The organism is Oerskovia turbata (genome assembly GCF_000718325.1).
In the GTDB taxonomy this organism is placed as follows: Bacteria; Actinomycetota; Actinomycetes; order Actinomycetales; family Cellulomonadaceae; genus Oerskovia; species Oerskovia turbata.
The window spans coordinates 225,940-249,470 of record NZ_JOFV01000001.1 but is presented as its reverse complement, the minus strand read 5'-3'; the positions used below and the strand labels follow the sequence as shown (position 1 = coordinate 249,470).

Annotated in this window: 9 protein-coding genes; all 9 read right to left on the bottom strand. The window is 76.2% G+C overall.

Features of this window, described 5'->3' with window-relative positions; genetic code table 11:
* Positions 1-2: 2 nt before the first annotated feature.
* The gene (locus IE95_RS0101080; RefSeq protein ID WP_051702548.1) at positions 3-4,325 is read right to left on the bottom strand and encodes a non-ribosomal peptide synthetase; all 4,323 of its coding nucleotides are present in this window, start codon (positions 4,323-4,325) and stop codon (positions 3-5) included.
* A complete protein-coding gene (locus IE95_RS0101075; protein ID WP_030144117.1) occupies positions 4,322-13,348 on the bottom strand; it encodes a non-ribosomal peptide synthetase in 9,027 nt (3,008 codons plus the stop codon). Before IE95_RS0101075 ends, IE95_RS0101080 begins: the two co-directional genes overlap by 4 nt.
* Complete coding sequence (locus IE95_RS0101070) at positions 13,345-16,785, bottom strand: non-ribosomal peptide synthetase (RefSeq protein WP_051702547.1); 3,441 nt, start codon at positions 16,783-16,785, stop codon at positions 13,345-13,347. The genes IE95_RS0101075 and IE95_RS0101070 overlap by 4 nt, the downstream gene beginning before the upstream one ends.
* Positions 16,785-17,813, bottom strand: a complete 1,029-nt coding sequence (locus tag IE95_RS0101065; RefSeq protein WP_051702546.1) for an ABC transporter substrate-binding protein — start codon at positions 17,811-17,813, stop codon at positions 16,785-16,787. Before IE95_RS0101065 ends, IE95_RS0101070 begins: the two co-directional genes overlap by 1 nt.
* Positions 17,814-17,886: 73 nt before the next feature.
* Positions 17,887-18,132, bottom strand: a complete 246-nt coding sequence (locus IE95_RS0101060; RefSeq protein ID WP_030144114.1) for a phosphopantetheine-binding protein — start codon at positions 18,130-18,132, stop codon at positions 17,887-17,889.
* Positions 18,129-18,962 carry an ABC transporter ATP-binding protein gene (locus tag IE95_RS0101055; protein ID WP_036570292.1) on the bottom strand — a complete coding sequence of 278 codons (834 nt, stop codon included), beginning with the start codon at positions 18,960-18,962 and terminating at the stop codon, positions 18,129-18,131. The genes IE95_RS0101060 and IE95_RS0101055 overlap by 4 nt, the downstream gene beginning before the upstream one ends.
* Complete coding sequence (locus IE95_RS0101050; RefSeq protein WP_084689691.1) at positions 18,959-20,488, bottom strand: lysine N(6)-hydroxylase/L-ornithine N(5)-oxygenase family protein; 1,530 nt, start codon at positions 20,486-20,488, stop codon at positions 18,959-18,961. Before IE95_RS0101050 ends, IE95_RS0101055 begins: the two co-directional genes overlap by 4 nt.
* Positions 20,485-22,206 (bottom strand): (2,3-dihydroxybenzoyl)adenylate synthase, encoded by a 1,722-nt coding sequence (locus IE95_RS0101045; RefSeq protein WP_206053275.1) that lies wholly within the window; start codon positions 22,204-22,206, stop codon positions 20,485-20,487. Before IE95_RS0101045 ends, IE95_RS0101050 begins: the two co-directional genes overlap by 4 nt.
* Positions 22,203-23,459, bottom strand: coding sequence for an isochorismate synthase (locus tag IE95_RS0101040; protein ID WP_051702545.1), 1,257 nt, complete (start codon positions 23,457-23,459; stop codon positions 22,203-22,205). Before IE95_RS0101040 ends, IE95_RS0101045 begins: the two co-directional genes overlap by 4 nt.
* Between the last annotated feature and the right edge of the window lie 72 nt (positions 23,460-23,531).

Here is a 23,531-nt window from a genome sequence, read left to right as displayed (position 1 = left end):
GGTCAGTGCCTCTCGTCGGTGCGGGGATGGGTGGTCGCGGGGGCCTGGGACAGGTGTCGCGCGAGGACCGGGCCGAGCTGGCCGATCGCCGCGGGCGACACCATGTCGTGGTGGCCCGCGAGGACCGCGTGCTGGGTCACGGTGCCGGTCACGTGCGGGGTCCAGGCGTCGCGCTGGGCCGCGAGGTCGTGGCGGTCGGTGCCCTCGTGCGCCGTGAACAGCAGCAGGTCGCCCCGGAACGGGGTGTAGCGGGCCTGGCCCATGAGGTCGCACGAGGACAGGTAGGTGTCGACGACCGCGGCGAGCCCGTCCTCGTCGAGGTCGCCCCACGCGCCGGGCGCATCCGCCAGGACGTCGAGGACGTCGTCGCGCGTGGGCGCGGCGAACAGGTCGGGGTCGGCACCGCCGGCGGCGAGCAGGGACCGCAGGGCGTCGATCTCGGCGCGCTCGTCGGCATCCTCCGCCGACGGTGACCGTCCCGCCCGCCGAGGGTGACCGTCCCGCCCGCCGAGGGTGACGCACTCCCCCGCCGAGGGTGACGCACTCCCCCGCCGAGGGTGACCGCCTTGCCCGACGGCGCCGCCCACCTCGGGCACGACGGCCTCGGCGTCGAGCATCGTCAGGCTCGCGACGACGTCGCCCGCCTCCTGCAACCGAGTCGCCACGAGGTGAGCCAGGTGGGCCCCGAACGAGTAGCCGAGCAGGTGGTACGGCCCGTGCGGCGCCACCTCGCGCACCGACCGGACCCAGTGCTCGGCGAGGTCGACGAGCGAGGAGGGGGCGCCGTCGGGCCCCGCGAGACGCGGCGACTGCAGCGCGTACACCGCCGCCCCGGCCGGGACGTGCGGGACGAGCGACGCGAAGGACCACCCGAGGCCACCTGCCGGCGCGAGGCAGAAGAGCGGCGCGGCCCCGCTCCCGGGCGAGGGCGCACGCAGCGTGAGCGTGCCCGCGAACGGGTCGGTCTCCGGGGCGTCCCAGTGCGCGACGATCGCCTCGACCGTCGGAGCGGTCACGAGGACGCCGACGCTGAGCGGGCGGCCCAGTCGCGTGCGGACCATCGAGACCACGCGCATCGCGAGGAGCGAGTGCCCCCCGGCGGCGTAGAAGTCGTCGTCGGCCCCGAATCTCGCCACGCCCAGGACCTCGGCGAAGATCGCGCAGAGCTCGCGCTCGAGGTCCGTCCGGGGTTCGCGCCCGCCCCCGCGCGTGAGGTCGGGGGCCGGGAGGCGACGGACGTCGAGCTTGGCGTGCGGCGTCAGCGGCAGCTCGTCGAGCGGGACGAGGGCCGAGGGGACCAGATGGTCGGGAACCGTTCGGCGCATGGTGCGCAGCACGTCGGCCAGGAGGGCCGCGTCACCCTCGGAGGGCACGTCGGTCACCGTCGGCGCCCCGGGGCGTCGCCCTCGGCGGGCGGGGGTGTCACCCTCGGCGGAGGGCTCCGCGCCCGAGGCAAGCACCACGTAGCCCACCAGGACGTGCCCATCCCCAGCCCCCCGGCGGGCGACCACGGCGCACTGCGCGACCCGCGGGTCGCGCGCCAGCACCGCCTGCGACTCCCCCGGCTCGACCCGGTAGCCCCGGATCTTGACCTGGCCGTCGCTGCGCCCGAGGAAGTCGAGCTGCCCGTCGGGCCTGCGGCGCACCACGTCGCCCGTGCGGTACATGCGCGTGCCCGGCACCCCGAACGGGTCTGCGACGAACCGCTCGGCGCTCAGACCGGGCGCCCCGTGATACCCCCGGGCGAGCCCGACCCCGCTCACGAACAGCTCGCCCGGCGTGCCGTCGGGCACGGGCGCGAGGCCCGAGTCCAGGACGTACACCGACGTGTTGGCGATGGGACGCCCGACGGTCGGGCGCCGGCTCTCGTCCGTGCCGCCACCGAGCGTGTTGATCGTGTACTCGGTCGGGCCGTACAGGTTGTAGCCACGCGTCCCCGGGGTGGCGACGATCGCGTCCCACACCTCCGCCCCCACGGCCTCGCCGCCCAGCAGCACGAGGCCCGGACGGTGACGCCCCTCGTCGAGCAGGCCCTCCGCGAGGAGCGCCGAGCACACCGAAGGCGTCACGTTGACGACGTCGATCCGCTCCGCTGCGCAGTACGACGCCATGGCGTGCGGGTCGCGTCGGACGGCCTCGTCGAGCAGGTGCACCTCGTGGCCGTCGACGAGCCACAGCAGCTCCTCCCACGACATGTCGAACGCGAACGACACCGTGTGCGCTACCCGGACCGGCTCGGCGCGGAGCCCGGCCGGGCGGGAGGCGACGAGCGGCTCGAAGATCTCCGCCCGGTGGTTGCGCAGCATGTTGACCAGGCCCCCGTGCTCGATCGCCACGCCCTTGGGGGTGCCCGTCGACCCCGACGTGTACATGACGTACGCGAGGCGGTCGTGCCGGTAGGCGGGCCACGGGTCGGTCACCGTCGGCGGCAGGTCCGGTCGCCCTCGGCGGGCGTGTCCGTCACCCTCGACGGGCGGGTACGTCACCGTCGGCGGTGCAGGGGGTGCCGGGGGCGCTTTCACCACCGTGCGGCCCGCCAGCACCGGCGCCACGAGACCCCGGAACGACTCGTCCAGCACCACGGCGCAAGCCCCTGCCGCCTCGACGATCGCGCACAGCCGTTCGGCCGGGTGCGCGGCGTCGAGCGGCACGTACGCCGCCCCGGCCCGCAGGGTCGCGAACAGCGCGACCACGAAGTCGATGCCGCGCGGCACCGCGAGCGCCACGACGTCCTCGGGCCCGGCACCGGCCGCGACCAGCGCGCGCGCAAGCCCGTCGACGCGCTCACCGAGCCGGGCGAACGTCACGGAGTCGGTGCCGTGGACCAGCGCGGTGCGCTGCGGGTGGGCCGCGACGGCCCGGTCCAGCAGGTCGAGCAACGACTCCTCGCCCACGTCCTGCACCGCGCGGACGCCACGCGCAAGCAGGAGGGGCGCGACGTCGTCGGGCACCGCGGCGACCCGGGCGACCGGTGCACCCGGCTCACCCACCGCGCGGCGCAGGACCGCCTCGACCTGGTCGAGCAGGGCGCCTGCCCGGGCCGCGTCGACGACGTCGGTGCGGTGCGACAGGATCAGCCGGTACGGCTGCCCGGGGTGGACCACGAACGTCAGCGGGTAGTGCGTGGCGTCGCCGCCCTCGACGTCCTCGAGGCCCACGGACGCGCTGAGCCGGTCGAGCTCGGCGTCGTCCTCGGGCGTGTTGCGCATGACGTAGAGCGTGTCGAACAGCGTCCCGACGCCCGCCCGGCGCTGCAGCTCGCCCAGGCTCACGTGGTGGTGGGCCATGAGCTCGGCCTGCTCCGACTGGAAGCGGCGCAGCAGGTCGCGGAACGGCTCCCCAGGCCGCGTCGCCAGGCGCACGGGCACGGTGTTGAGGAACAGCCCGACCATGTCCTCGACGCCCGCGAGCGCAGGCGGGCGACCCGAGACGGTGCTGCCGAACACGATGTCGTCGCTCCCCGTGACCGAGCGCAGCGCGAGCGCCCACGCGGCCGAGTAGACCGTGCTGACCGAGACCGCGCACGTGCGCGCCAGGGCCAGGACCGCGAGCGAGAGGGTCGGATCGAGGTCCCGCTCGACGACCTCGGGCATCGAGGCCCGACGGCGCGGGTCCGGCGGGGCGACGAGCGTCCCCTCCGCGAGACCCGACAACGCGACGTCCCACGCGCTCGCCGCCGCGCCCGCGTCCTGCGCCGCGACCCACGCGAGGTAGTCGCGGAACTGCGGGGCGGGCGGCAGGCTCGCGTCCTCGCCGCCCGCGGCGTAGTGCCGCAGGAGCTCGGTCACGAGCAGCGCGTCGGACCAGCCGTCGAGCAGGATGTGGTGGTTCGTCACGACGAGCGCGGCCCCCTGCTCGCCGAGCCGCACGAGCACGAAGCGGATGAGCGGCGGGCGGTCCATCGCGAAGCGGCGCTGGCGCTCGTCGTACTGGAGCCGGTCGAGAGCGTCGGCGCGCGCGTCGGGCCGCGCGGGGTCGAGGTCGGACAGGTCGTGGACGCGCCACGGGACCGTGACCGCCGTGGGCACGAACTGCACCGGGCGCGCGAAGCGCTCGTGCGCGAACCCCGCGCGCAGGACCGCGTGCCGCCGCAGCAGCGACTCGCACGCGCGCTGCATCGCGTGCTCGTCGACGCCGCCCGGGAACCGGTACGTCGACTGCATCGTGTAGACGTCGAGGCCCGTGTCCTCCGAGACGGCGTGGAAGAGCAGGCCCTCCTGGAGCGGGGCAAGGGGCAGGACCTCGGCGATCGTGGGGACGGCGGTCGCGGAGGCGGCCGTACCTCCGGCGGGGGCCGTGCCGGTGCGCTCGTCGGTCGTGGTCATGTCAGGTTCCTCATCAGGTCGTCGAGGTCGCCGAGCTCGCTCGCGGACAACGCGAGGAGCGGGGAGACGAGCGGAGAGCTGTCAGAGCCAGCGAGCACTGGAGTGCTCGCTCGTTCTGACACGGCGGCCGGGCCAGGGGGGACGGCGGGGCGGGCCCGCAGGGCGAGCGTGGCCGGGGTCGGTGCTGCGAAGACCGAGCGCGGGTCGACCGTCCAACCCCGCGCGCGGAGCGTCGTCGTGACCTTCATCGCGACGATCGAGTCGCCGCCCAGGGCGAAGAAGTTGTCGTCGTCGGCCACGCGTCGCACGCCCAGCGCCTCGGCGAAGACCTCGCGCACGACGGCGACGGGCGCGCCCTCGGGCGCGTCCTCGGGCGCGTCCGCCGTGGAGGCGGGGGCCCCGGCCGCTGTGCGCCCGCGTAGCGCCGGGTGCCGCGCGGCGAGCCCGGCCAGCACGTCCTCGACCGGCGTCGACGGGGAGTCGGCCAGCAGCCCGAGCACCTCGACGACGCCCGCGAGCGCCGCGCCCGCCCGGTCGGCGGGCACCGACGCCAGGTGGTCGAGCTGCACGCTCAGCCCCTCGGACGCGTCGACGGTCAGCGCGAGCGGGTACTGCGTGCGGTCGTCGCCCTGGACGTCGGTGATCCGCAGCCCGGCCTCGGCGCCCGGCTGGGCGTCGGCGTCGCGCGGGTAGTTCTCGACCACGAGCAGCGTGTCGAACAGCTCGCCGACCCCGAGCGCGCGCTGCACGTCCGCGAGCCCGACGTGGTCGACGTCCCGCAGGCGCGCCTGCCGCTCGTGGACCGAGCGGACCAGGTCCGCGAGGGTCCAGGTCGTGCTGTCCCCCGGCCTCCGGACCGTGATCCGCACGGGCACCGTGTTGACGAACATCCCGAGCACGTCGTGCGCACCCTCGATCTCCGCGGGCCGCCCGGCGACGGTCGTTCCCGTGAGGACGTCGCGCTCCCCCGTGAGGGCGGCGAGCACGAGCCCCCAGGCCGAGGTCACGACGTCGGCGGTCGTGACCTGCGCGGCCCGTGCGGCCGCGACGAGCCGGGTGCCCAGGCCCACGGGCGTCGCGTGCAGGACGGCCGGGCGCTCGCCCGTGTCCTCGGGCTCGGCCACGCGCACGGGTCGCGCCCCGGCGAGGGCGTCGCGCCACACGCCGACCGCGCCGGTGTCGCGTCGCGCGAGGCGCCGGGAGAGCTGCCAGGCGGTGCCCGGCGTGGGCGGCACGAGCCCGGTCGGGTGCGTCGCCGGTCCGCTGCCCGACGGCGTCGCTCCCGCAGGTGCACCGACGCGGCGCACGTACGCCCCCAGCAGGAGGTCGACCAGGAACGGCACCGACCAGCCGTCGAGCAGCACGTGGTGGTTGGTCACGACGAGCCGGTGCCGGGCGCCCTCGTGGGAGCCGACCCGGACGACGACGAGCCGCAGCAGCGGCGGGCGCGCCAGGTCGAACGGACGGTCGAGCTCGTCGGCCATGATCTCGTCGAGGGCTCGGCGCACGGCGTCGGGGTGAGGGTCGTCGAGGTGCCCGGTCCCGGAGTCCTGGGCCGCGTCGCCAGCACCGTCCGGCGAGATGCGGCCAACTGGGGTCGGGGAACCGCCGGAACCCCCGTTGGCCGCATCTCGCGCGGTGCGCACGGGGTGGGCGACGTCGTCGGGCAGCGTGACCTCGCGCAGCGGGACCTCGGTGACGTCCGTGACGACAAGCCCCACGTCCTGCGGGCCCCGTGCGGCAACCGCGAGACGCAGCTGCGGGTGGGCCGCGAGGACGTCGGCCGCAGCGGCACGCAACGCGGCGACGTCGAGCGGGCCGTCGAGCCCCACGTCGATCGCGCTCGTGTAGCGGTCGACCGGTGCTTCCAGGGCGTGCAGGACCATGCCTCGCTGGACGGGGGTGAGCGGCCACGGGACGCCCGTGGGGAGCGTCGTCGCCCGGCCGTCGGAGAAGCCGGCGTCGTCGTGGGCCTCGGCGACGGCCCCGCGGACGAGCGCGCGCAGGTGCCGGACCCACGCCTCGACCAGCCTCTCGCCGAACGAGCCGACGCCCTCGCCGAGGGTGACCGACTCCCCCGCCGAGGGTGACGCCCCCACCCGCCGAGGGTGACCGTCCGGCCCGCCGACGGTGACCGGATCGCCCGCCGACGGTGACGCCGTGCCGCTCCCGGACACCGCCGGGGCCAGCAGCCAGCGCGCCACGAGCTCGGGCCCGGCGGCGCCGTCGGCCACGTACGCGTTGAGCTCGACCGGGTGAGACAGGGGCAGGTCGGCGTGCAGGTCGAGAGTGGACTCGACGTGCGCGGCGTCGGCCACGCTCCCCCAGTCGTCGACGCTCTCCGTCTCACGCCCCAGGTAGTTCACGAGGACCTGTGGCGGGCAGGCCACCGCGGCATCGCGCAACACCACCGACGTGCCCGGCGCCAGGTGACGCAACAACCCGTACGCCCGGCCGTCCCCCGGGACCGCGGCGACCTGTCGGGCCGTCGCTCGCAGGTGCGCCGTCGCCGTCGCCCCGGGCACCGCGGCGAGGCGCAGCGGCCAGGTCGTCGTGAACCAGCCGACCGTGCGCGACAGGTCCGGGCCCTCGCCGTCGAGGCGTCGCCCGTGCCCCTCGGTCTCGACCACGAGGTCCGCGCCGGCCCACGCCGCGCCCGGCGCCACGTCAGGTGCCGCGCCCGGCGCCACGTCGGATGCCGCGTCGGCGGGTGCCGCTCCGGCAGCCGCCACGTCGGCAGCAGCGAGCGACAACGCCGCGAGCAGCACGTGGTCCGTGCGGTGCTCGGGGGCGAGTCCCAGCAGGAGCCGGGTGTCGTCGGCACCGAGACGCACGACGACCTCGCGAGCGCTCGACACCGTGTCGAGCGCCGGGTCGAGCGGTCGAGCCGTCAGCGAGACGGCCTCGCCGGAGTGCACGTCGACCCACGCGGGCACCTCGCCCTCCCGGCGCGCGGCCTCGTCGTGCATGGCCGACGCCGCGGCCCGCAGGCTCGCCGACGCGTGCGGCAACGGACGGCCTGCGACGAGCGTCCGCAGGTCGTCCACGAGGATGCGCCACGACACGGCGTCGACCGCGACGTGGTGCGCCACGAGGGCCAGCTCGCGAGCCCCCCGGTCCCAGACCGCGCGCAGGACCCGGCCCGCCGCCGGGTCGACCTGCGCCGCCGCTCCACGCAGCGCCTCGGTGAGAGGGCCGTCGGTGACGTGCAGGACGTCGCCCGCCCCGGCCACGACGGTGGGCGAGGCGACGTCGAGGACACGCGCGGCGCCGTCGTGCACCGCGAGACGCAGTGCGCCGTGGGCCTCCACGAGGGCCCCGAGCGCCGCCCGCAGCGAGTCCTCGGCGAGGCCGGCGGGCGTGCGCTGGACGCGCACCTGGACGAACCCGCGGTGGTCGCCGCCGGCCTCCAGGAGCCACGCGAGCGCGGGCGTGAGCGGCAGGTCGCCCGACTCGGTGACCTCGACGGTGCGGGCGGCCGGTCGCGCGGGAGCGGGCTCGACCTCGGTCGCGGCGAGGGCGATGCCCGCCGCCGTGCGGCCCGTGAAGACCGCCCCGACCGTCACGACCAGCCCTCGTCCTCGCAGCGCACCGACGAGCTGCATCGCGCTGATGCTGTCGCCGCCCGCGGCGAAGAAGTCGGTCGTCGGGCCGACGTCGTCACCCAGGACGCGCGCGATCTCCGCACGGACACGCTCGGTACGCTCGCCCGCGTGGCCGTCACGCGGCCCGACGGCGCCGCTCACCGGCATGTTCGCGTCGCCCTGGGCGTCGCCCTGGGCGTCGGTCCGGGGTGCGGGTAGGGACTCGGTGCGGGGTGCAGGCTCGGCGGGTGCCGGGCGTGGGACGCGCACCTCACCGACGAGGGCGTGCGCCGTCGGGAGGGCGCCGCCGCGGGCCAGGTGCTCGACCGCCGCGGTGAGCGCGGCCGGGAGGACGGCGCTGACCGCGGGGTCGAGCACCCCGGGGCGCTCCTCGAGCTCGATCGTGAGCCCGCCGTCCGCACAGGGCAGGACCGTGACGGTCACGGGGTAGTGCGTCGCGTCGTGGCCCCCGGTGGGAACGACGTCGACGGGCCGAGGGTGACGCCCCCACCCGCCGAGGGTGACGCCCCCGCCCGCCGAGGGTGACATGCCGGCCCGCCGAGGGTGACCGACACTCGTGCCGAGGGTGACCGTGTCACCGCCGACGGTGACCGCGGCCGTCTCGCGCGGGTAGCTCTCGACGACCACGAGGGTGTCGAACAGCGAGTGGCCGACGATCCGGGCGATCGACGGAAGGCCCACGTGGTGGGCGGCGAGGAGCCGAGCCTGTCGCGCCTGGACGTCCTGGAGCAGCGAGTCGGCGGTGACGTGCGCCCCGGCCGGGACCCGGACCGGTGACGAGCTCACGAACATGCCGATGATGCGGTCCGCGCCCTCCAGGTCGGTCGGGCGACCCGCGACGGTCGAGCCCACGACGGCCTCGGGCTGCCCGGTCAGTGCCGCGACGACGAGGCCCCATGCCGTCTGGACGACGGTCGCGGGCGTGACCTCGGCGCGGCGGGCAGCCTCCCGGAGCCCTTCCGTCCCCGGGGGGAGCGTCGTCACGACGCGCGCGTCACCCTCGGCGGGCCGGCACGTCACCGTCGGCGTCTCGGTGCGTCGCCCTCGGCGGGCAGGTCCGTCACCCTCGGCGGGTGAGTCGGTCACCGTCGGCGCGGGAGCGGGCAGCGCGCCCAGCAGCGACGGCTCCACGACCCCGGCGAGCTCCGCCCGCCACAAGGCCTCGACCTCGGCACGGGTCGACTCCGCGTCACGCAGCCACGTCAGGTAGTCACGGAACGACGGGTCGCTCGCACGGGCCACCTCCACGGAGGCCTCGTCGCCCGTCGCCGCACCCGCCACGCCATCCGCCCCCGCGCCCACCGCTGCGTCCGACGTGAGAGTCCTCCGCAGGTCCTGCGCCAGGAGCGGCACCGACCAACCGTCGGTCAACAGGTGGTGCATCGCGAGGACCAGGACGTGCTCGTCCTCGCCCGTCCGCACGACCGCACCCGCCACGAGCGGCGCGAACGACAGGTCACCCAGCCGCGAACGCTCGGTGAGGTCCACCTCGTCGAGCAGGGCGGCCAGCGCCACCGGGTCGAGCCCGCGGCCGTCGTGCTCGGCGACCGGTACCTGGACAGCGTCGGGCACGAAGAAGACGGGCGCCGGCAGGTCGAGCTGGAGCACGCCGCTGCGCAGGTTCGCGTGGCGGGCCACGAGCGCCTGCACCGCACCCGCGACCCGCGCGGACCCGTCGTCGCCCAGCCCGGTCACGGTGAACCGGGTCGTGGTGCGGTAGGCGTCGACCGCGTCACGCGCGGCCTCGGCGACCATGCCGAGCTGGGTCGGGGTCAGGGTCAGCACGTCGACGACGCGCGTCGCGCCCGCCACGACCGCGCGCGCGTGCTCGTCGAACGCGGCAGCCTGCGCGTCCGTCAGCGCCACGAGCACGTCGGCGGCGCCGTCGCCCCGGGCCGACCCCGCACCTGCCCCCGCGCCAGCACCCGTACCCGCACCTGCCCCTGCCCCTGCCCCTGCCCCAGCACCCGGGGCGACGTACCCACCAGCGGGCGCGGCGCCGTCGGGCCGGACGCGCCTGGCCATCTCGCGCGGCGTGCGCGCCGCGAACAGGTCCGCGGGCGAGAGGACGAGCCCCTCACGGCGCAGCGCGGCGATGAGCTGGAGCGCGTCGATGCTGTCACCGCCCGCGGCGAAGAAGCTCTCGTCGAGGCCCACGCCGTCGCCGCCCAGGACGCGCGCGGCGGCCGCGTGGACCTGCGCCTCGACGGGCGTCGGCTCGGCAGCGGCCCGCCCGGCGGACGCGGTACCACCGGCCCCACCCCCGGAGGTCCGCGACCCGTCCCAGTCGGGCGCGGGCAGCGCGCGGCGGTCGAGCTTGCCGTGACGCGTGAGCGGCAGGGCGTCGAGGGTGACGAACGCGGTCGGCACGAGGTGTCTCGCGAGGCGGTCCGCGGCCGCGGCGCGCAGGGCCTCGGGGTCGAGGCCCGCTCCCGTCACGTACGCCACGAGGCGCGCACCCCACCGCGGGTGCTCGGCGAGCACGACCGCGGCCTCGGCCACGCCGTCGAGCGCGACGAGCGCCTGCTCGACCTCGCCCGGCTCGATGCGGAACCCGTGCAGCGAGAGCTGGTCGTCGTTGCGGCCGAGCAGGCTCAGGGTGCCGTCCTCGGCGCGGCGCGCGAGGTCTCCCGTGCGGTACATGCGTTCCCCCGAGGCGCCGCCGGGGCGGGCGACGAAGCGGCTCGCGGTCAGGCCCGCGCGCCCCAGGTACGCCTCGGCGAGCTGCGGTCCCGCGAGGTACAGCTCGCCCACGGTGCCGGCGGGGACCTCGCGCAGCGCGGCGTCGAGCACCACGGCCTGGGTGCGCCCCACGGGTCGCCCGACGACGGGCTCTGCCGTGTCCGCGACGTCCGCGGCGAGGGCGTCGACGGTCGCCTCGGTCGGGCCGTACAGGTTGACGACGCGCGCGCCCGTGCGCGCCGCGAGCTCCCGCATCCGCGTCCACAGCGCGGGCCCGAACGCCTCGCCGCCCGCGACGCAGATCCGCGGCAGACGCGCCCACTCGGCGCCCGCGAGCAGCGCGGTCCACACGGTCGGGGTGAAGTCGAGGTAGTCGATGCGCTGGTCGCGCGCGTAGTCGCGCAGCGCGACCGGGTCGAGGAACACGTCCTCGTCGAGCACGTGCAGCTCGTGGCCCGCTGCGAGCGCGAGGAACGCGTCGTAGTGCGCGTCGAACGAGAACGCCGCGGTGTGCGCGACCCGCAGGCGCTCGCCCGGCGGGTAGAGCTCGGTGCGGTGCCGGTCCAGCAGGTGCGCGAGCGCGTCCTGCCCCACGGCAACCCCCTTGGGCTCGCCCGTCGAGCCGGACGTGAAGATGATGCTGCCGACGCACGCGCGCAGGGTCGCGGCGTCGGGGGCGGGCGGCAGGTCGTGCCCGACGGCGGTGCTCGGCTCAGGCGTCCGGGCCGCCGCAGGCGCGTCGTCGGGCCCGACGGCGGTGCTCGCCCCGGGTGCGTCCGTCGCTCTGCGGGCGGGCATGGGCGCCGCGTCGAGGGAGCGCGGCCCGGACTCGTCCCACAGGAGCCGCGCACCGCTGATCCGCAGGACGTGCGCGCGGCGCTCGGGCGCCCCGTGCGGCAGGGGCGTCACGGCCAGGCCGCGGCGCAGGGCCGCGAGGATCACGTGCACGATCCGTTCGTCGCGCGGCAGGTCGATCGCGAGCGCGTCGCCCGGCCGGGCCCCGCACGCCGTGAGGCGGCGCTCGGCGCGCGTGATCGCGAGGTCGAGCTCGGCGAACGTCCACCGCCTGTCCCCGACGACGAGCGCGCCCGCGTGCGGGTGGCGCGCGATCGAGCCGGCGAGGACGTCGGTCACGAGGGCGGGAGGGCTCGTCGGGACGCGACCGGCTGCCGGGGCGGCCGCCGTGCCGGCGAGTGCGCCCGCGGCGGTCGCGCCGTCCGAGGTCACGCCGTCGGGACGCCGCGGGACCAGGTCGAGGCTCGCGACCCGCGCGCCCGGGTTCGTGGCGATCGCGAGGAGGATCCGCTCGAACGTCGCGAGGAGAGCGTCGGCGGCCGTCGTCGTGAAGGCGGCCGTGTGCGCGTCGAGGGCGAGGTCCCACGTGTCGGGGCTGGCGTCGACCGCGAGCGCGAGGGGGAAGTGCGTGGCGTCGTGCGTCGCGAGCACGCGCAGGTGCACGGGGTCGAGGCCGACGACCGTCGGCGCGACCACGCCGGCGCCGGGCGTCTGCTCGAACGACACGAGCGTCGTCGCGACGGGCGTCTCCGACCCCGTCGCTGCCTGGATGCCGCGCAGCCCGACGTGCTGGTGCTCCCACGAGGCGTTCCACCGGCGGGAGTGGTCGGCGACGACCTCGCCGAGGGTCGTGGCGGCGTCGGCGCCGACGCGTGCGACGACCGACTCTGTGAGCATCCCGACGATCTCGTCGGCGTGCGCGACGTCGGGGCCGCGGAGCGCGACCGGGACGGCGAAGGTCGCGCAGGTCGACCCGGCGTGGGCCGCGACGGTCAGGCCCCAGGCGGCGCGCACGAGCGTGGCCGACGTGACGCCCTGGGCGCGGGCTCCCCTGCGGATCGCCTCGACGGCGGTCGTGGCGAGGGTCCGGTGGGTCGCGAACGCGTCCACGGGGGTTCGGTCCGTCGCCGTCCACGCGGCGGACACGGGCCAGGGGGACGGCTCGACGTCGGCGAGGGCCTCTCGCCAGTGCGTGCGTGCTGCGTCGGCGTCCTGCCGTCCCAGCCATACGAGGTGGTCGACGAACCGGCCTCGAGCGGGGTCGAGGGCGGGGTCGAGGGCGTCACCCTCGGCGGGTGAGTCGGTCACCGTCGGCGGTACGGCGGTCACCGTCGGCGCCGAGCTCGGTCGCCCTCGGCGGGCGGGTGCGTCACCCTCGGCGGACAGCTCGGCTCCGTAGAGGCGCGCGACCTCGCGCACGAGCAGCGGCATCGACCAGCCGTCGAGCACCAGGTGGTGGCTCGTGACGACCAGCACGTGGTGCGCCGCGCCGAGCGCGACGACCCCGAAGCGCACGAGCGGCGGGTCGGCCGGGTCGAACGGGAGCGACCGCTCGGCCTCGGCCGCCGCACGGGTCGCGACCCGCAGGGCACGGTCGGCCCCGAGAGCGTCGTCGGTGTCCGCCGAGACGGTGCCGGAGAGCCCGACCGGGCCCCGGACGTCCGCGTCGTACCAGACGACCTCGGCCGTGGCCTGGCTGGGGACGAACTGGACCGGGTCCAGGTCGTCGTCGACCGCGAAGCCCGCGCGCAGGTTCGGGTGGGCCACGAGGAGCGCGTCGAGGCTGCGTTCGAGGGCAGGGCCGTCGAGGGGGCCGCGCAGCTCGACGAGGGTCTGCCCCACGTACGGGTCGTGCCCGTCGGTGAGCCCGGCGTGCGCGGTCAGTGCGCGCTGCAGCGCGGTGAGGGGCCAGACGGCCTCGATGTCCTCGGTCGAGCTCATGGTCGTGCCTTCCGTGTGCGTCGGCGGTCGCCGAGGAGTGCGCCGAGGCGGTCGAGGTCGCCGGGCGCGAGGTCGAGGAGAGGGGCTGCCGCGTCCGCGGTCGCCGGTACCCGCGCGGCGTCGGCGCCGGAGGGGCGCTGCGCCGTCGGGCCGTCGGTGACGACGAGGGGCCGCAACCTGGCGGCGACGCCCGCGACGGTGCGCTGCTCGAACACGTCCTGCACGCTCGAGCGCCAGCCCTTGTCGCGCAGTCGTGCCACGACGTGGATCGCGCGGATGCTGTCGCCGCCGAGCGCGAAGAAGTCGGCGTCGGGCGGGACGGGGCCGCTGTCGAGGGCCGAGGCGAACGCCAGGGCCACGTCGGTCACCGTCGGCGCCTGGTGCGGTCGCCCTCGGCGGGCGATCCCGTCACCCTCGGCGGGCGAGGGCGTCACCCTCGGCGCGCCGGGCTCCAGCGGCGCGCCGGGCTCCAGCGGCGGGAGGAGGGCCGGGTCCGGGAGCGCTGCGACGTCGAGCTTGCCGTTGGTCGTGAGCGGCAGCGCGTCGAGCACCACGACGGCCGAGGGCACCAGGTGCTCGGGCAGCACGTCCGCGAGCGCCGCGCGCAGCGCGTCGCCCGTCAGCCCGGGGCCCACGACGTACGCCACCAGGCGCGCGCCGAGCGCGGACCTGCGCGCCTGCACGGTCGCCTGCGCGACGTCGGGCAGCGCGAGCAGCGCGGCCTCGGTCTCGCCGGGCTCGACGCGGAACCCGCGGATCTTGACCTGGTGGTCGCGCCGACCGACGTAGTGCAGCAGTCCGTCGGCGTCGCGGCGCGCGAGGTCGCCCGTGCGGTACATGCGCTCCCCCGCCGTCCCGAACGGGTTCGCGACGAAGCGTTCGGCCGTGAGGTCGGGGCGGCGCAGGTAGCCGCGCGCGAGCTGGGGGCCGGCGAGGTAGAGCTCACCGACCACGCCGTCGGGCACGGGCCGCAGGTGCTGGTCGAGCACCAGGGCGGCCGTGGCGCTGAGCGGCCGCCCGATCACGGGTTGGTCCGCGTCGGCGCCGCTCGCGCCCACGGCGTCGACCGTGTACTCGGTGGGCCCGTACAGGTTGAGGACGTCGAGGCCTGGCTGTGCGCGCAGCGTGGTCCACAGCGCGGGCGGGCAGGCCTCGCCGCCCACGGACACGGTCCGCAGGGAGTGGTCGCGTGCGAACAGCCCGGCCTCGACGACGGCCGACATGACGGTGGGCGTGAGGTCGAGGCGGTGGATGCCGCGCTCGACCACGAGGTCCACGAGGGTCCCGGGGTCGCGGTACTGCTCGACGTCGAGCAGGTGGAGCTCGTGCCCGAGCAACAGGGTGAGCAGCGTGTCCCACGAGCCGTCGAACACGAGCGGCATGGTCTGCGCGACGCGTTGCGCCGGGGCCGGGTACCGGCCCGCGCGCGGCACGACCTGCGCAGCGTGATGGGCGAGGAACTGCGCGAGCGCGCCGTGGCTGATCCCGACGGCCTTGGGCTCGCCCGTGGAGCCCGAGGTGTGCAGGACGTAGGCGAGCGCGTCGCGGGGCACGTCGAGCGCGTGCCGCAGGGGCGTCTCGCCCCGGGCGGCGGCGTCCCCGCGCGGCCCGACGACGACGCGCCCCGTCCACAGGGAGCCGTCGCCGCTGTGGAGCGACAGACCCGTGACGTCGGCGACGACGAGCCGTGCCTCGTGCCGGTCGGCGAGCGCGAGGCGTCGCGCGGGCGGGGTCCGGTCGTCGAGCAGGAGCGCGGCGGCCCCGCAGCGGTGCAGCGCGAGCAGCGTCACCACGTAGTCGGTGCCGCGCGGCAGGTCGACCGCGACGAGCGTGTCGGAGCGGGCTCCGGCCGCGACGAGCCGTCCGGCGAGGTGCGCGACGCGCTCGTCGAGCGCGCGGAACGTCGAGGTCTCGCGCGCGACGAGCGCCACGGCGTCCCCGCGCAGGGCCACGGCCTGGTCGAACAGCGCCCCGGCGAGCGGGGGCGGCACGTCCCCGGGGAGCGCGGCTCCGGTCGAGGCGGCCACGATCGCGGCCTCGGTCGCCGCGGGCGCGAGGCCGAGGCTCCCCACGCGCGCACCGGGCGCGGCACGGCCCACGCTCTCGAGGAGGTGGGCCAGCTCGCGCAGGCGAGCGGCGACGTCGGGCGCGGTGAAGAGGCGTGCGGGTGCGGTGCCCGTCAGGCGCAGCTCGTCGCCGTCCGGCCCGGGGACGCGCACGACCGAGACCGCGAGGTCGTCGACGGGCCCCTCGGCCACGTTGCGGAGCCGGCCGACGGCGGCGCCGAAGCGCAGGTCGTGGTCGAAGAGCTTGACGTTGAGCTCGGCCGCGGTCACGGCCGAGCCCGCGTCGCGCGCGATCTGCTCGGCCGGGTAGCGCCCGTGCCGGCGCAGCTCGCCCACGCGCTCGCGCACCTGTGTCACGAGCTCGTCGACGCTCTGCGCGGGCGCGACGTCGACCACGACCGGCAGGACGTTGACGCGCATGGTCGGCACGACCGCCGCGACCGACCCCATGCGGTTCATGGCGGGCATCGCGACGCCCACGCGGCGGCGCCCCGCGACCAGCGCGAGGTGCACCGCGAAGGTGGCCGCGACGACGTCGGGCCACCCGGCACCGGACCGCGCGGCGACCTCCTCGAGCGGCCCGACGGCGCACCCCGCCTCGTGCGCGACGCGCACCACGGCGTCGGCCGGGACCGGACCGGCGGCCGTCTCCGAGAGGGGCCCGTCGCTGAAGCTCCCCGGACCGCCGTCGAGGGCGCCCACCCGCGAGGCCCAGTGCTCCCGGTCCCGCTCCCGCTCGGGCGAGCCCGCGTAGCGGGCCTCCTCGGCCACGACGTCCGCGACCTTCCCGAACGGGCTGGGGCCCACGTCGCGACCCGAGGTGAGCGCGGTGACGACCTCGGCGACGCGGCGCACGACGAGCGTGATCCCGTACGCGTCGAGGATCGCGTGGTGCACCACGAGGGACCACCACACGGTCGTGGCGTCGAGGCGGACGATCGTCTGGCGGGCCAGCCCCGGGACGTCGAGCGCGAAGGGCAGCGCCCGGTCCGTCTCGACGAGAGCGGCCGCGCGCTCCCGGGCCTCGGGCACCCCCGACAGGTCCAGGACCCGCACGCCACCGGTCGCGGCGTCCGCACGCGCCCTCGTGAGCGCGGGACCGCCGGCCGGGTGGACGACCTGCGCGACGTCGTCGGACACCACGAAGGCCGTCCGCAGCGCCTCCGTCTCCCCGGCCACCAGCTCGACCGCGAGCGCGAGCACACCCGTGTCGACGTCGCCCGTGATCTCGACGACCTCGCCCACCGCGAACGCGGTCGTGCCGGGGCGCACGAGCTGCGCGCCGATCACGCCGAGCTGCGCGGTCGTGAGCGGGAAGGCCGTCGGCGCGGCGCCGGACGGCACGAGGGCGGGGGCGGAGGGCGTCGTCATCAGCCCTGGAGGTCCTTGAGCACGACCTCGAGCTGGTCGAGGACGTCGAGCGCCAGGCTGTAGCGGTCCGCGAAGAAGTAGCGGATGCCGTACGCGTGGCCTGCGGTCACGGCCGGGAGCGACTGGTACGTCGAGGTGGCCTCGAGCTCCTCGGCCCCGGGGCCGGGCCGGCCGTCGACGGTCTGCTCGGTCAGCACGACGGTCGCGTCGGCGACCTGGCCGAGCTGCTCGGCGGACAGGAACACGCCGTTCTCGGCCGTCTCCTCGGCCACGACCTGCGGCAGGGGCGCACCGATGTCGGCGAGGATCCCACCGAGCCAGGAGATCTGCGAGTAGACCGTGACCTCCTCGAACGAGTCGAGCCCCGCGAACGTGTTGGCCGCGATGACGTCGCCGTACGTCTCCTTGATCTCCGCGACGCGCGCGTCGTACTCGGCCTTCGTCGCCTCGGCGTCCTCGCCCGCTCCGAGCGCGCTCGCGATCGCGACCGACGCGTCCTTGACCGTCGCAGAGCCCGTGGCGCGGACGAGGACGGTCGGGGCGATCTGCGACAGCTTGTCGAAGTCGGCCTTCTTCTCGGCGCTGAGCTCCTCCTCCTTGCCGCCGCGCACGAACCCGACGATCAGGTCGGGGTCGAGCGACGCGATCTTCTCGTAGTCCCAGCCGTCCGCGCCCATCACGATCGGCAGGTCCGCGACCTGCTCGAACTCCTCGGGCAGGTACGACTCGGCCCAGTCGCCGTCCGCGGTCGCGACGGGCACGATGCCCGCCTCGAGGAGCGGCCCCGCCCCGCCCTCGAGGGCGACGACGCGCTGCGGGTCCGCGGGGATGTCGACCGTCCCGAACGCGGTCTCGACCGTGCGGGTGCCCGCCTCCGCCGAGGAACCGGCGGGCTCGTCGGCCGCCGACGTGCCGCCCGCGCACCCGCCCACGGCGAGGACCGCGGCGAGGGCCGGGACGAGGAACCAGGCGGTGGCGCGGGAGGTCCGGGTACCACGTGCGGTGGTGAGGGTTCGGGTGCTGGACATGCTGGGCTTCTCCTTGAGGTGGGTCTGGCGAGGTCGTGCGGTGGATCGGAGGGGGTGCGTGGGCATCGCGGCGTCAGGCGGCGACGCCCAGCGCGCGCAGGCAGCCGCGCAGCGTGGGCCGGGCCGCGACCTGGGCGAACTCCACGGGGTGGCCCGCGGCGCGCCAGCGCTCGAGCAGGGCCATGAGCCGCACCGAGTCGAGGCCGTGGTCGGTCAGGTCGTCGTCGAGCCCGATCTCGTGCGCGGCCGGTCCGCCCGCGCCGAGGACGTCGACGAGGTCCGCGAGCACCTGCTCGCGCGTGATGGTCGGGTGCGTCATGCGGGTCCTCCGGCGGGGTGTGGTGCGCGGGTGCGTGCGGGCGAACGCCTGGCCAGGACGTCGGAGCGGACGGGGACGACGAGCGGCCAGCCCTCGGGGTCGGTCACGACGTGGGCGCGGATCCCGAACACGTGCCGGACGACGTCGGCGTCCAGGACCTCCTCGGGTCGCCCGTGCGCCACGACCGCGCCGTCCTTCATGAGGACGAGCCGGGTCGCGTACCGCACGGCGAGGTTGAGGTCGTGCAGGACCGCGACGACCGTGCGGCCCTCGTCGTGCAGGCGCGCGCACGTGTCGAGGACGTCGAGCTGGTGCGCGACGTCGAGGAACGTCGTGGGTTCGTCGAGCAGCAGCAGCGACGTCTCCTGCGCGAGCGCCATGGCGATCCACACGCGCTGACGCTGCCCGCCCGACAGCTCGTTGACGCGCCGGGTCGACAGGTCGAGCGTGTCGGTCGCGAGCAGCGCCTCGTCGATCACCCGGTGGTCCTCGGACGACAGCGCGCGCAGGAACCCCTGGTGCGGGTGTCGTCCGCGGGCCACGAGGTCGCGCACCCGGATGCCGTCGGGGCCGACGGGGGCCTGCGGCAGGAACGCGAGCTGCTTGGCGACCTCGCGGGGCGGCATCGACGTGACGACCTGCCCGTCGAGCTCGACCGTCCCCGTGGTGGGTCGCAGGACGCGGGCGAGCGAGAGCAGCAGGGTCGACTTGCCGCAGCCGTTGGGCCCGACGATGACCGTGAGCTCGCCCTGGAGGATCTCGAGGTCGACGCCCTGGAGCACGTCGCGCCTGCCGTAGCCGACGCGCAGGTCGGTCGTGGTGAGGCTCATCGGACGACCAGCGGGTCGGGCAGGACGCGCCCGCCGGGCAGAAGGCGGCCCGTGCCCGACGGCGCCGCGCGCGTCTCGCCGTCCGTCTCGCCGTCCGTCTCGTCCGGGACGTGCGCGGCGGGCCCGGCGGACCCGGCGCCGTCGACCCGGCGGGCCAGGACCGACGCGAGCACCTCTCCGGCGCGGACCCCGAGCGTGGACAGCAGGGTCGAGCCGAGTCCGTGCGAGTGCTCGGACTGCCCCACGAGGTAGAGCCCGGCGTCGGCAGGCGCGGTGAGGCGGGCGCGGTGGTCGCGGTGCAGGTCCAGGGCCCCGTCGGCGTCGCGACCGAGCAGGTCGGTCGCGCCGCCGAGCAGCGTCGCCGGGTCCAGGGGGCGGTAGCCCGTGGCGAGCACGACGAGGTCGGCGTCGAGGACGGCCGTCGTCCCCGTGAGGTTCTCGGCGAGCGTCAGAGCCACCGGGCCGCCCACCGGACGTCCCGCCGGACCGTCCACCGCACCTCCCGCCGGGCCGTCCGTCGGGGTGGCCGAGGCGTCCCGCACGTCGAGCACCTCGGTGCAGCGGTGCCAGTGCAGGCGCCCGCGCCCGAGCCACCGGTCGCGGTACTCGCGCTCGTGCAGGGTGCGGATGGTGTCCTCGGCGACGACCGAGTAGTTGGTGTTGCGGTGGTGCGCCATGAGCTGCGCGCGCCCGGCGGGCGGGGCGTCGTAGAAGACGTCGACCGCGCCCGGGTCGAACACCGAGTTGGCGTAGGGCGTCGAGTCCGAGGGAGAGAAGCCGTAGCGGCGCGACACCGAGTGCACCTCGGCGCCGGGGAACCGGTCGTAGAGGTCGATCATGATCTCGGCCGCGCTCTGCCCTGCGCCCACGACCACGGCGCGGCGCACGTCGTGGCCTGCGAGCGCGACGCGGTCGAGGTGGCGCTGGTTGTGCCAGACCCGGCCGGACTCGACGACGCCCTCCGGGAGGCGGGGCTGGAGGCCTGCGGCGACGACGACGTCACGGGCCCTGGTCCTGCTCGTACCGTGCTCCCCCGCGACGGTGACGTCGAACGCGACGACCCTCCCGCCGTCGTGCACGGGCGTCACGGACTCGACCGACGAGCCGTAGCGCGTGAACCCCGCGAGACGGGCCGCGGCCCAGCGCAGGTAGGCCGCGAACTCGACGCGCAACGGCGCGAAGCTACCCCGGTTGAGGAAGTCGGTCAGGCGGCCCTGCTCGTGCAGGAACGCGAGGAACGAGTAGTCGCTCGTGGGGTTGCGCAGCGTCACGAGGTCCTTGGCGAACGCGACCTGCATGTGCGCGTCCTCGAAGAGCATCCCGTGGTGCCAGCGCGAGGTCGCCTGACGCTCGTGGAAGACCGCGCGCAACGGTGCCTGGGCGCTCGCGTTGTGCTCCTCGATCGCGATCGCGAGGGCCATGTTCGACGGCCCGAAGCCGACACCCAGGACGTCGACGTCCACGTCGTGCGCCGTGCGGCGGCGGTCCTGCGTGCGGGGGTCCTGCGTGCGGGACGGGTTGCTCATCGCGTGCTCCACGGCTGGGTGCGGGGTTCGGTGCCGGCGGCCGCGGGAGCGGGGGCCGGGTGGGTGCGGTCGACCTTGCCGACCGCGGTGGTGGCGAGCGCCTCGACGGTCTCGAAGCGGTCGGGGATCTTGTAGGCGGCGATGCCGCGCTCGCGCAGGAACCGGCGCAGCACGGGACCCGTCGGCGCGACCGTCCCGGGGCGTGGCACGACGCGCGCTGCCGCCCGCTCGCCCAGGTACTCGTCGGGCTCGCCGACGACGCTCGCGTCGAGCACGTCGGGGTGCGCGCGCAGGTGGTTCTCGACCTCGGCGGGGGCGATCTTCTCTCCACCGCGGTTGATCTGCTCCTTCGCGCGCCCGACGACCGTGAGGTACCCCGCGGCGTCGCGCACCACGAGGTCGCCCGTGCGGTAGAAGCCGTCGGCCGTGAACGAGCGCGCGTCGTGCTCGGGCGCCCGGTAGTAGCCGCGGATCGTGTACGGGCCGCGGGTCAGCAGGTGCCCGGGGTGCCCGGGCGGCACGGTCTCGTCGTGGTCGTCCACGACGAGGACCTCGTCAGCGGGAGAGACGGGCCGTCCCTGGGTCCCGACGACGACCTCGCGCGGGTCGCCCGCCCGGGTGTAGCAGACGAGCCCCTCGGCCATGCCGAAGACCTGCTGGAGCGTGTCCCCGAAGACGTCGAGCAGGCGCTCGGCCGCGCTCGTCCCCAGCTTGGCTCCCCCGACCTGCAGGACCTCGAGCGAGGACAGGTCGTGCGCGGCGACGAGCGGCGACGCGGCCCAGACGTGCGCGAGCGGCGGCACGAGGGCGACGTGCGTGACGCGGTGCCGCTCGACGAGCGGGAAGGCCGTGTCCGGGGCGCCGTGCGGGGACAGGACGACGGTCCCGCCCGCGTGCAGCACCCCGAGCACACCGGGCGACGTCAGGGCGTAGTTGTGCGCGACGGGCAGCGTCGCGAGGTACACCGAGCCCGGACCGAGCCCGCAGATCCGCGCGCTCTCGCGCACCGAGTACAGGTAGTCGGCGTGCGTGCGCGGGATGAGCTTGGGCGTGCCCGTGGTCCCGCCCGAGAGCTGGAGGAGCACGACGTCGGCCGGGTGGGCGGCGTCCTCGAAGGGTCCGCGGACCGCGGTCAGGTCGGCCCGGCGCAGGTCGTCGAGGGAGTGCGCGGTGAACGGGCTGGGTGCGTCCGGCCGCTCGGCGTGCGCCGCGGGGGTCGCGACGACGTGCCGCACCGAGGCCACGGTCCCGGCGACCTCCCGGGCGAGGGCCGCGTGGTCGAAGCCCGCCTCGACGCCACCGGTCACGAGCGCGACCGCGCCCGTGTGCGCCGCGAAGTACTCGACCTCGGTGCGCCGGTGCGCGGGCAGCGCGAGGACCGGCACGACGCCCGAGCGTCCGAGCGCGACCAGCACCTCGACCAGCTCGCTCGCGCTCGGTAGCTGCACGACGACGCGGTCGCCCCGGCGCAGCCCCAGCGCCGCGAAGCCGTGCGCGAGGTCGTCGGCCGCACGGTCCAGGTCCGTGTAGGTCATGCTGCGGGCCGCGTCGACGAGCGCGGTCGCGTCGGGCCGTGCGGCGGCTGCGTCGCGCACGAGCGAGCCGAGCGTCTGGTCCGTCCAGAACCCGGCCGCGCGGTAGCGCTCGGCGACGTCGGCCGGGAACGGTACGACGCCGTCGAGCACGAACGGCGCCGGGCGCGCGAGTTCGACGCTCACGAGACCACGCCCAGCGCGGACAGCAGCGTCGAGAACTTCACGGCGGTCTCGGCGTGCTCGCCCTCGGGCGTGGACCCGACGACGACGCCCGCCCCCGCGAACAGCCGCACGTCCGCGCCGCGCACCACGCCGCAGCGCAGCACGATCGCCCACTCGCCGTTCCCGGCCTGGTCCGCCCAGCCGACGAGGCCCGTGTAGAAGCCACGGTCGAACGGTTCGAGGGACCCGATGAGCTCGCGTGCCGCGGCCTGCGGGTGCCCGCAGACCGCGGGCGTGGGGTGCAGCGCGTAGACGACGTCGAGCACCGAGACGCCAGGCCGCAGACGCGCCGTGACGGGCGTGCCGAGGTGCCACAGGTGCGAGGTCGCGACGAGCTCCGGGGACGTCGGAACGTCCAGGTCGTCCTCGTGGGCGACGTACGCGCGCAGCACCTCGCGGATCGCGGCGGTCACGAACGCGTGCTCGCGCAGGTCCTTCTCGGACGTCAGGAGCCGCTGCCCGGTCGCGCGGTCCTCCTCGGGGTCGGCCGAGCGCGGGGCCGAGCCCGCGAGCGGGTGGCTGTGCAGCACGCCGTCGCGCACCGAGACCAGGAGCTCGGGGCTCGCCCCGATCAGGTGCCCCTGGTCGCCGGGCAGCTCGACGTCGAACACGTACGCGTCCGGGTTCGCGCACCGCATCGCGGCACGCACCACGCCACGGTCGAGCGGACCCGCCGCGGACACGTCGAGGGTGCGCGCCAGGACGACCTTCTCGGCCACGCCGTCCTCGAGCCGGGACACGGCCCGCCCGACGGCGGCGCGGAAGACCACGTCGTCACGTCCGGGCAGCGCACCCTCGGGCCGGGCGACGGGTAGCGGGGCCTCCTCGATGGTCTCGCCCGGTGCACCGGCAGCGACCACGGGCCGCCAGGACTGGTGCGCCGGGACGACGAGGTGCGCCGGGCGCGAGGGGTCGAACGGGATCGTCCCCACGAGGATGGGCGCGGGCTCCCCCGCCCACCGCGCGGAGGCCGCCCGGGCGAGCAGGTCGCGTGCCGCGGCCGCGACCGTCGGGCCGTCCCACGACGGCACGTCGAGGCGCTCGCGCACGCCGTGCGCCACGAGACCCACGTCGGGCGACGCGAGACGGAACTCGCCGTGCCCGAGGGGGGCGGCGGCGTCGGGCGCATCGCTGGGTGAACCATGGTGGCGGGCGTGCGCCGGGTCGGGCGCGACAACGGTCTCTGCCGGGTCGAGCACGGTGAAGCCGGTCATGTGGCGTCCTCGTCGATGTCGATGGATACGTGAACCTGCGAGGTCGTCAGCAGGGTGACGTGCGAGAGGTCG

Coding starts and splice junctions, on each gene's coding strand:
- IE95_RS0101075 (WP_030144117.1), bottom strand. CDS start 13,348: ATGAGCTCGACCGAGGACATCGAGGCCGTCTGGCCCCTCACCGCGCTG.
- IE95_RS0101060 (WP_030144114.1), bottom strand. CDS start 18,132: ATGACGCACCCGACCATCACGCGCGAGCAGGTGCTCGCGGACCTCGTC.
- IE95_RS0101080 (WP_051702548.1), bottom strand. CDS start 4,325: ATGACCACGACCGACGAGCGCACCGGCACGGCCCCCGCCGGAGGTACG.
- IE95_RS0101040 (WP_051702545.1), bottom strand. CDS start 23,459: ATGACCGGCTTCACCGTGCTCGACCCGGCAGAGACCGTTGTCGCGCCC.
- IE95_RS0101065 (WP_051702546.1), bottom strand. CDS start 17,813: ATGTCCAGCACCCGAACCCTCACCACCGCACGTGGTACCCGGACCTCC.
- IE95_RS0101050 (WP_084689691.1), bottom strand. CDS start 20,488: ATGAGCAACCCGTCCCGCACGCAGGACCCCCGCACGCAGGACCGCCGC.
- IE95_RS0101055 (WP_036570292.1), bottom strand. CDS start 18,962: ATGAGCCTCACCACGACCGACCTGCGCGTCGGCTACGGCAGGCGCGAC.
- IE95_RS0101070 (WP_051702547.1), bottom strand. CDS start 16,785: ATGACGACGCCCTCCGCCCCCGCCCTCGTGCCGTCCGGCGCCGCGCCG.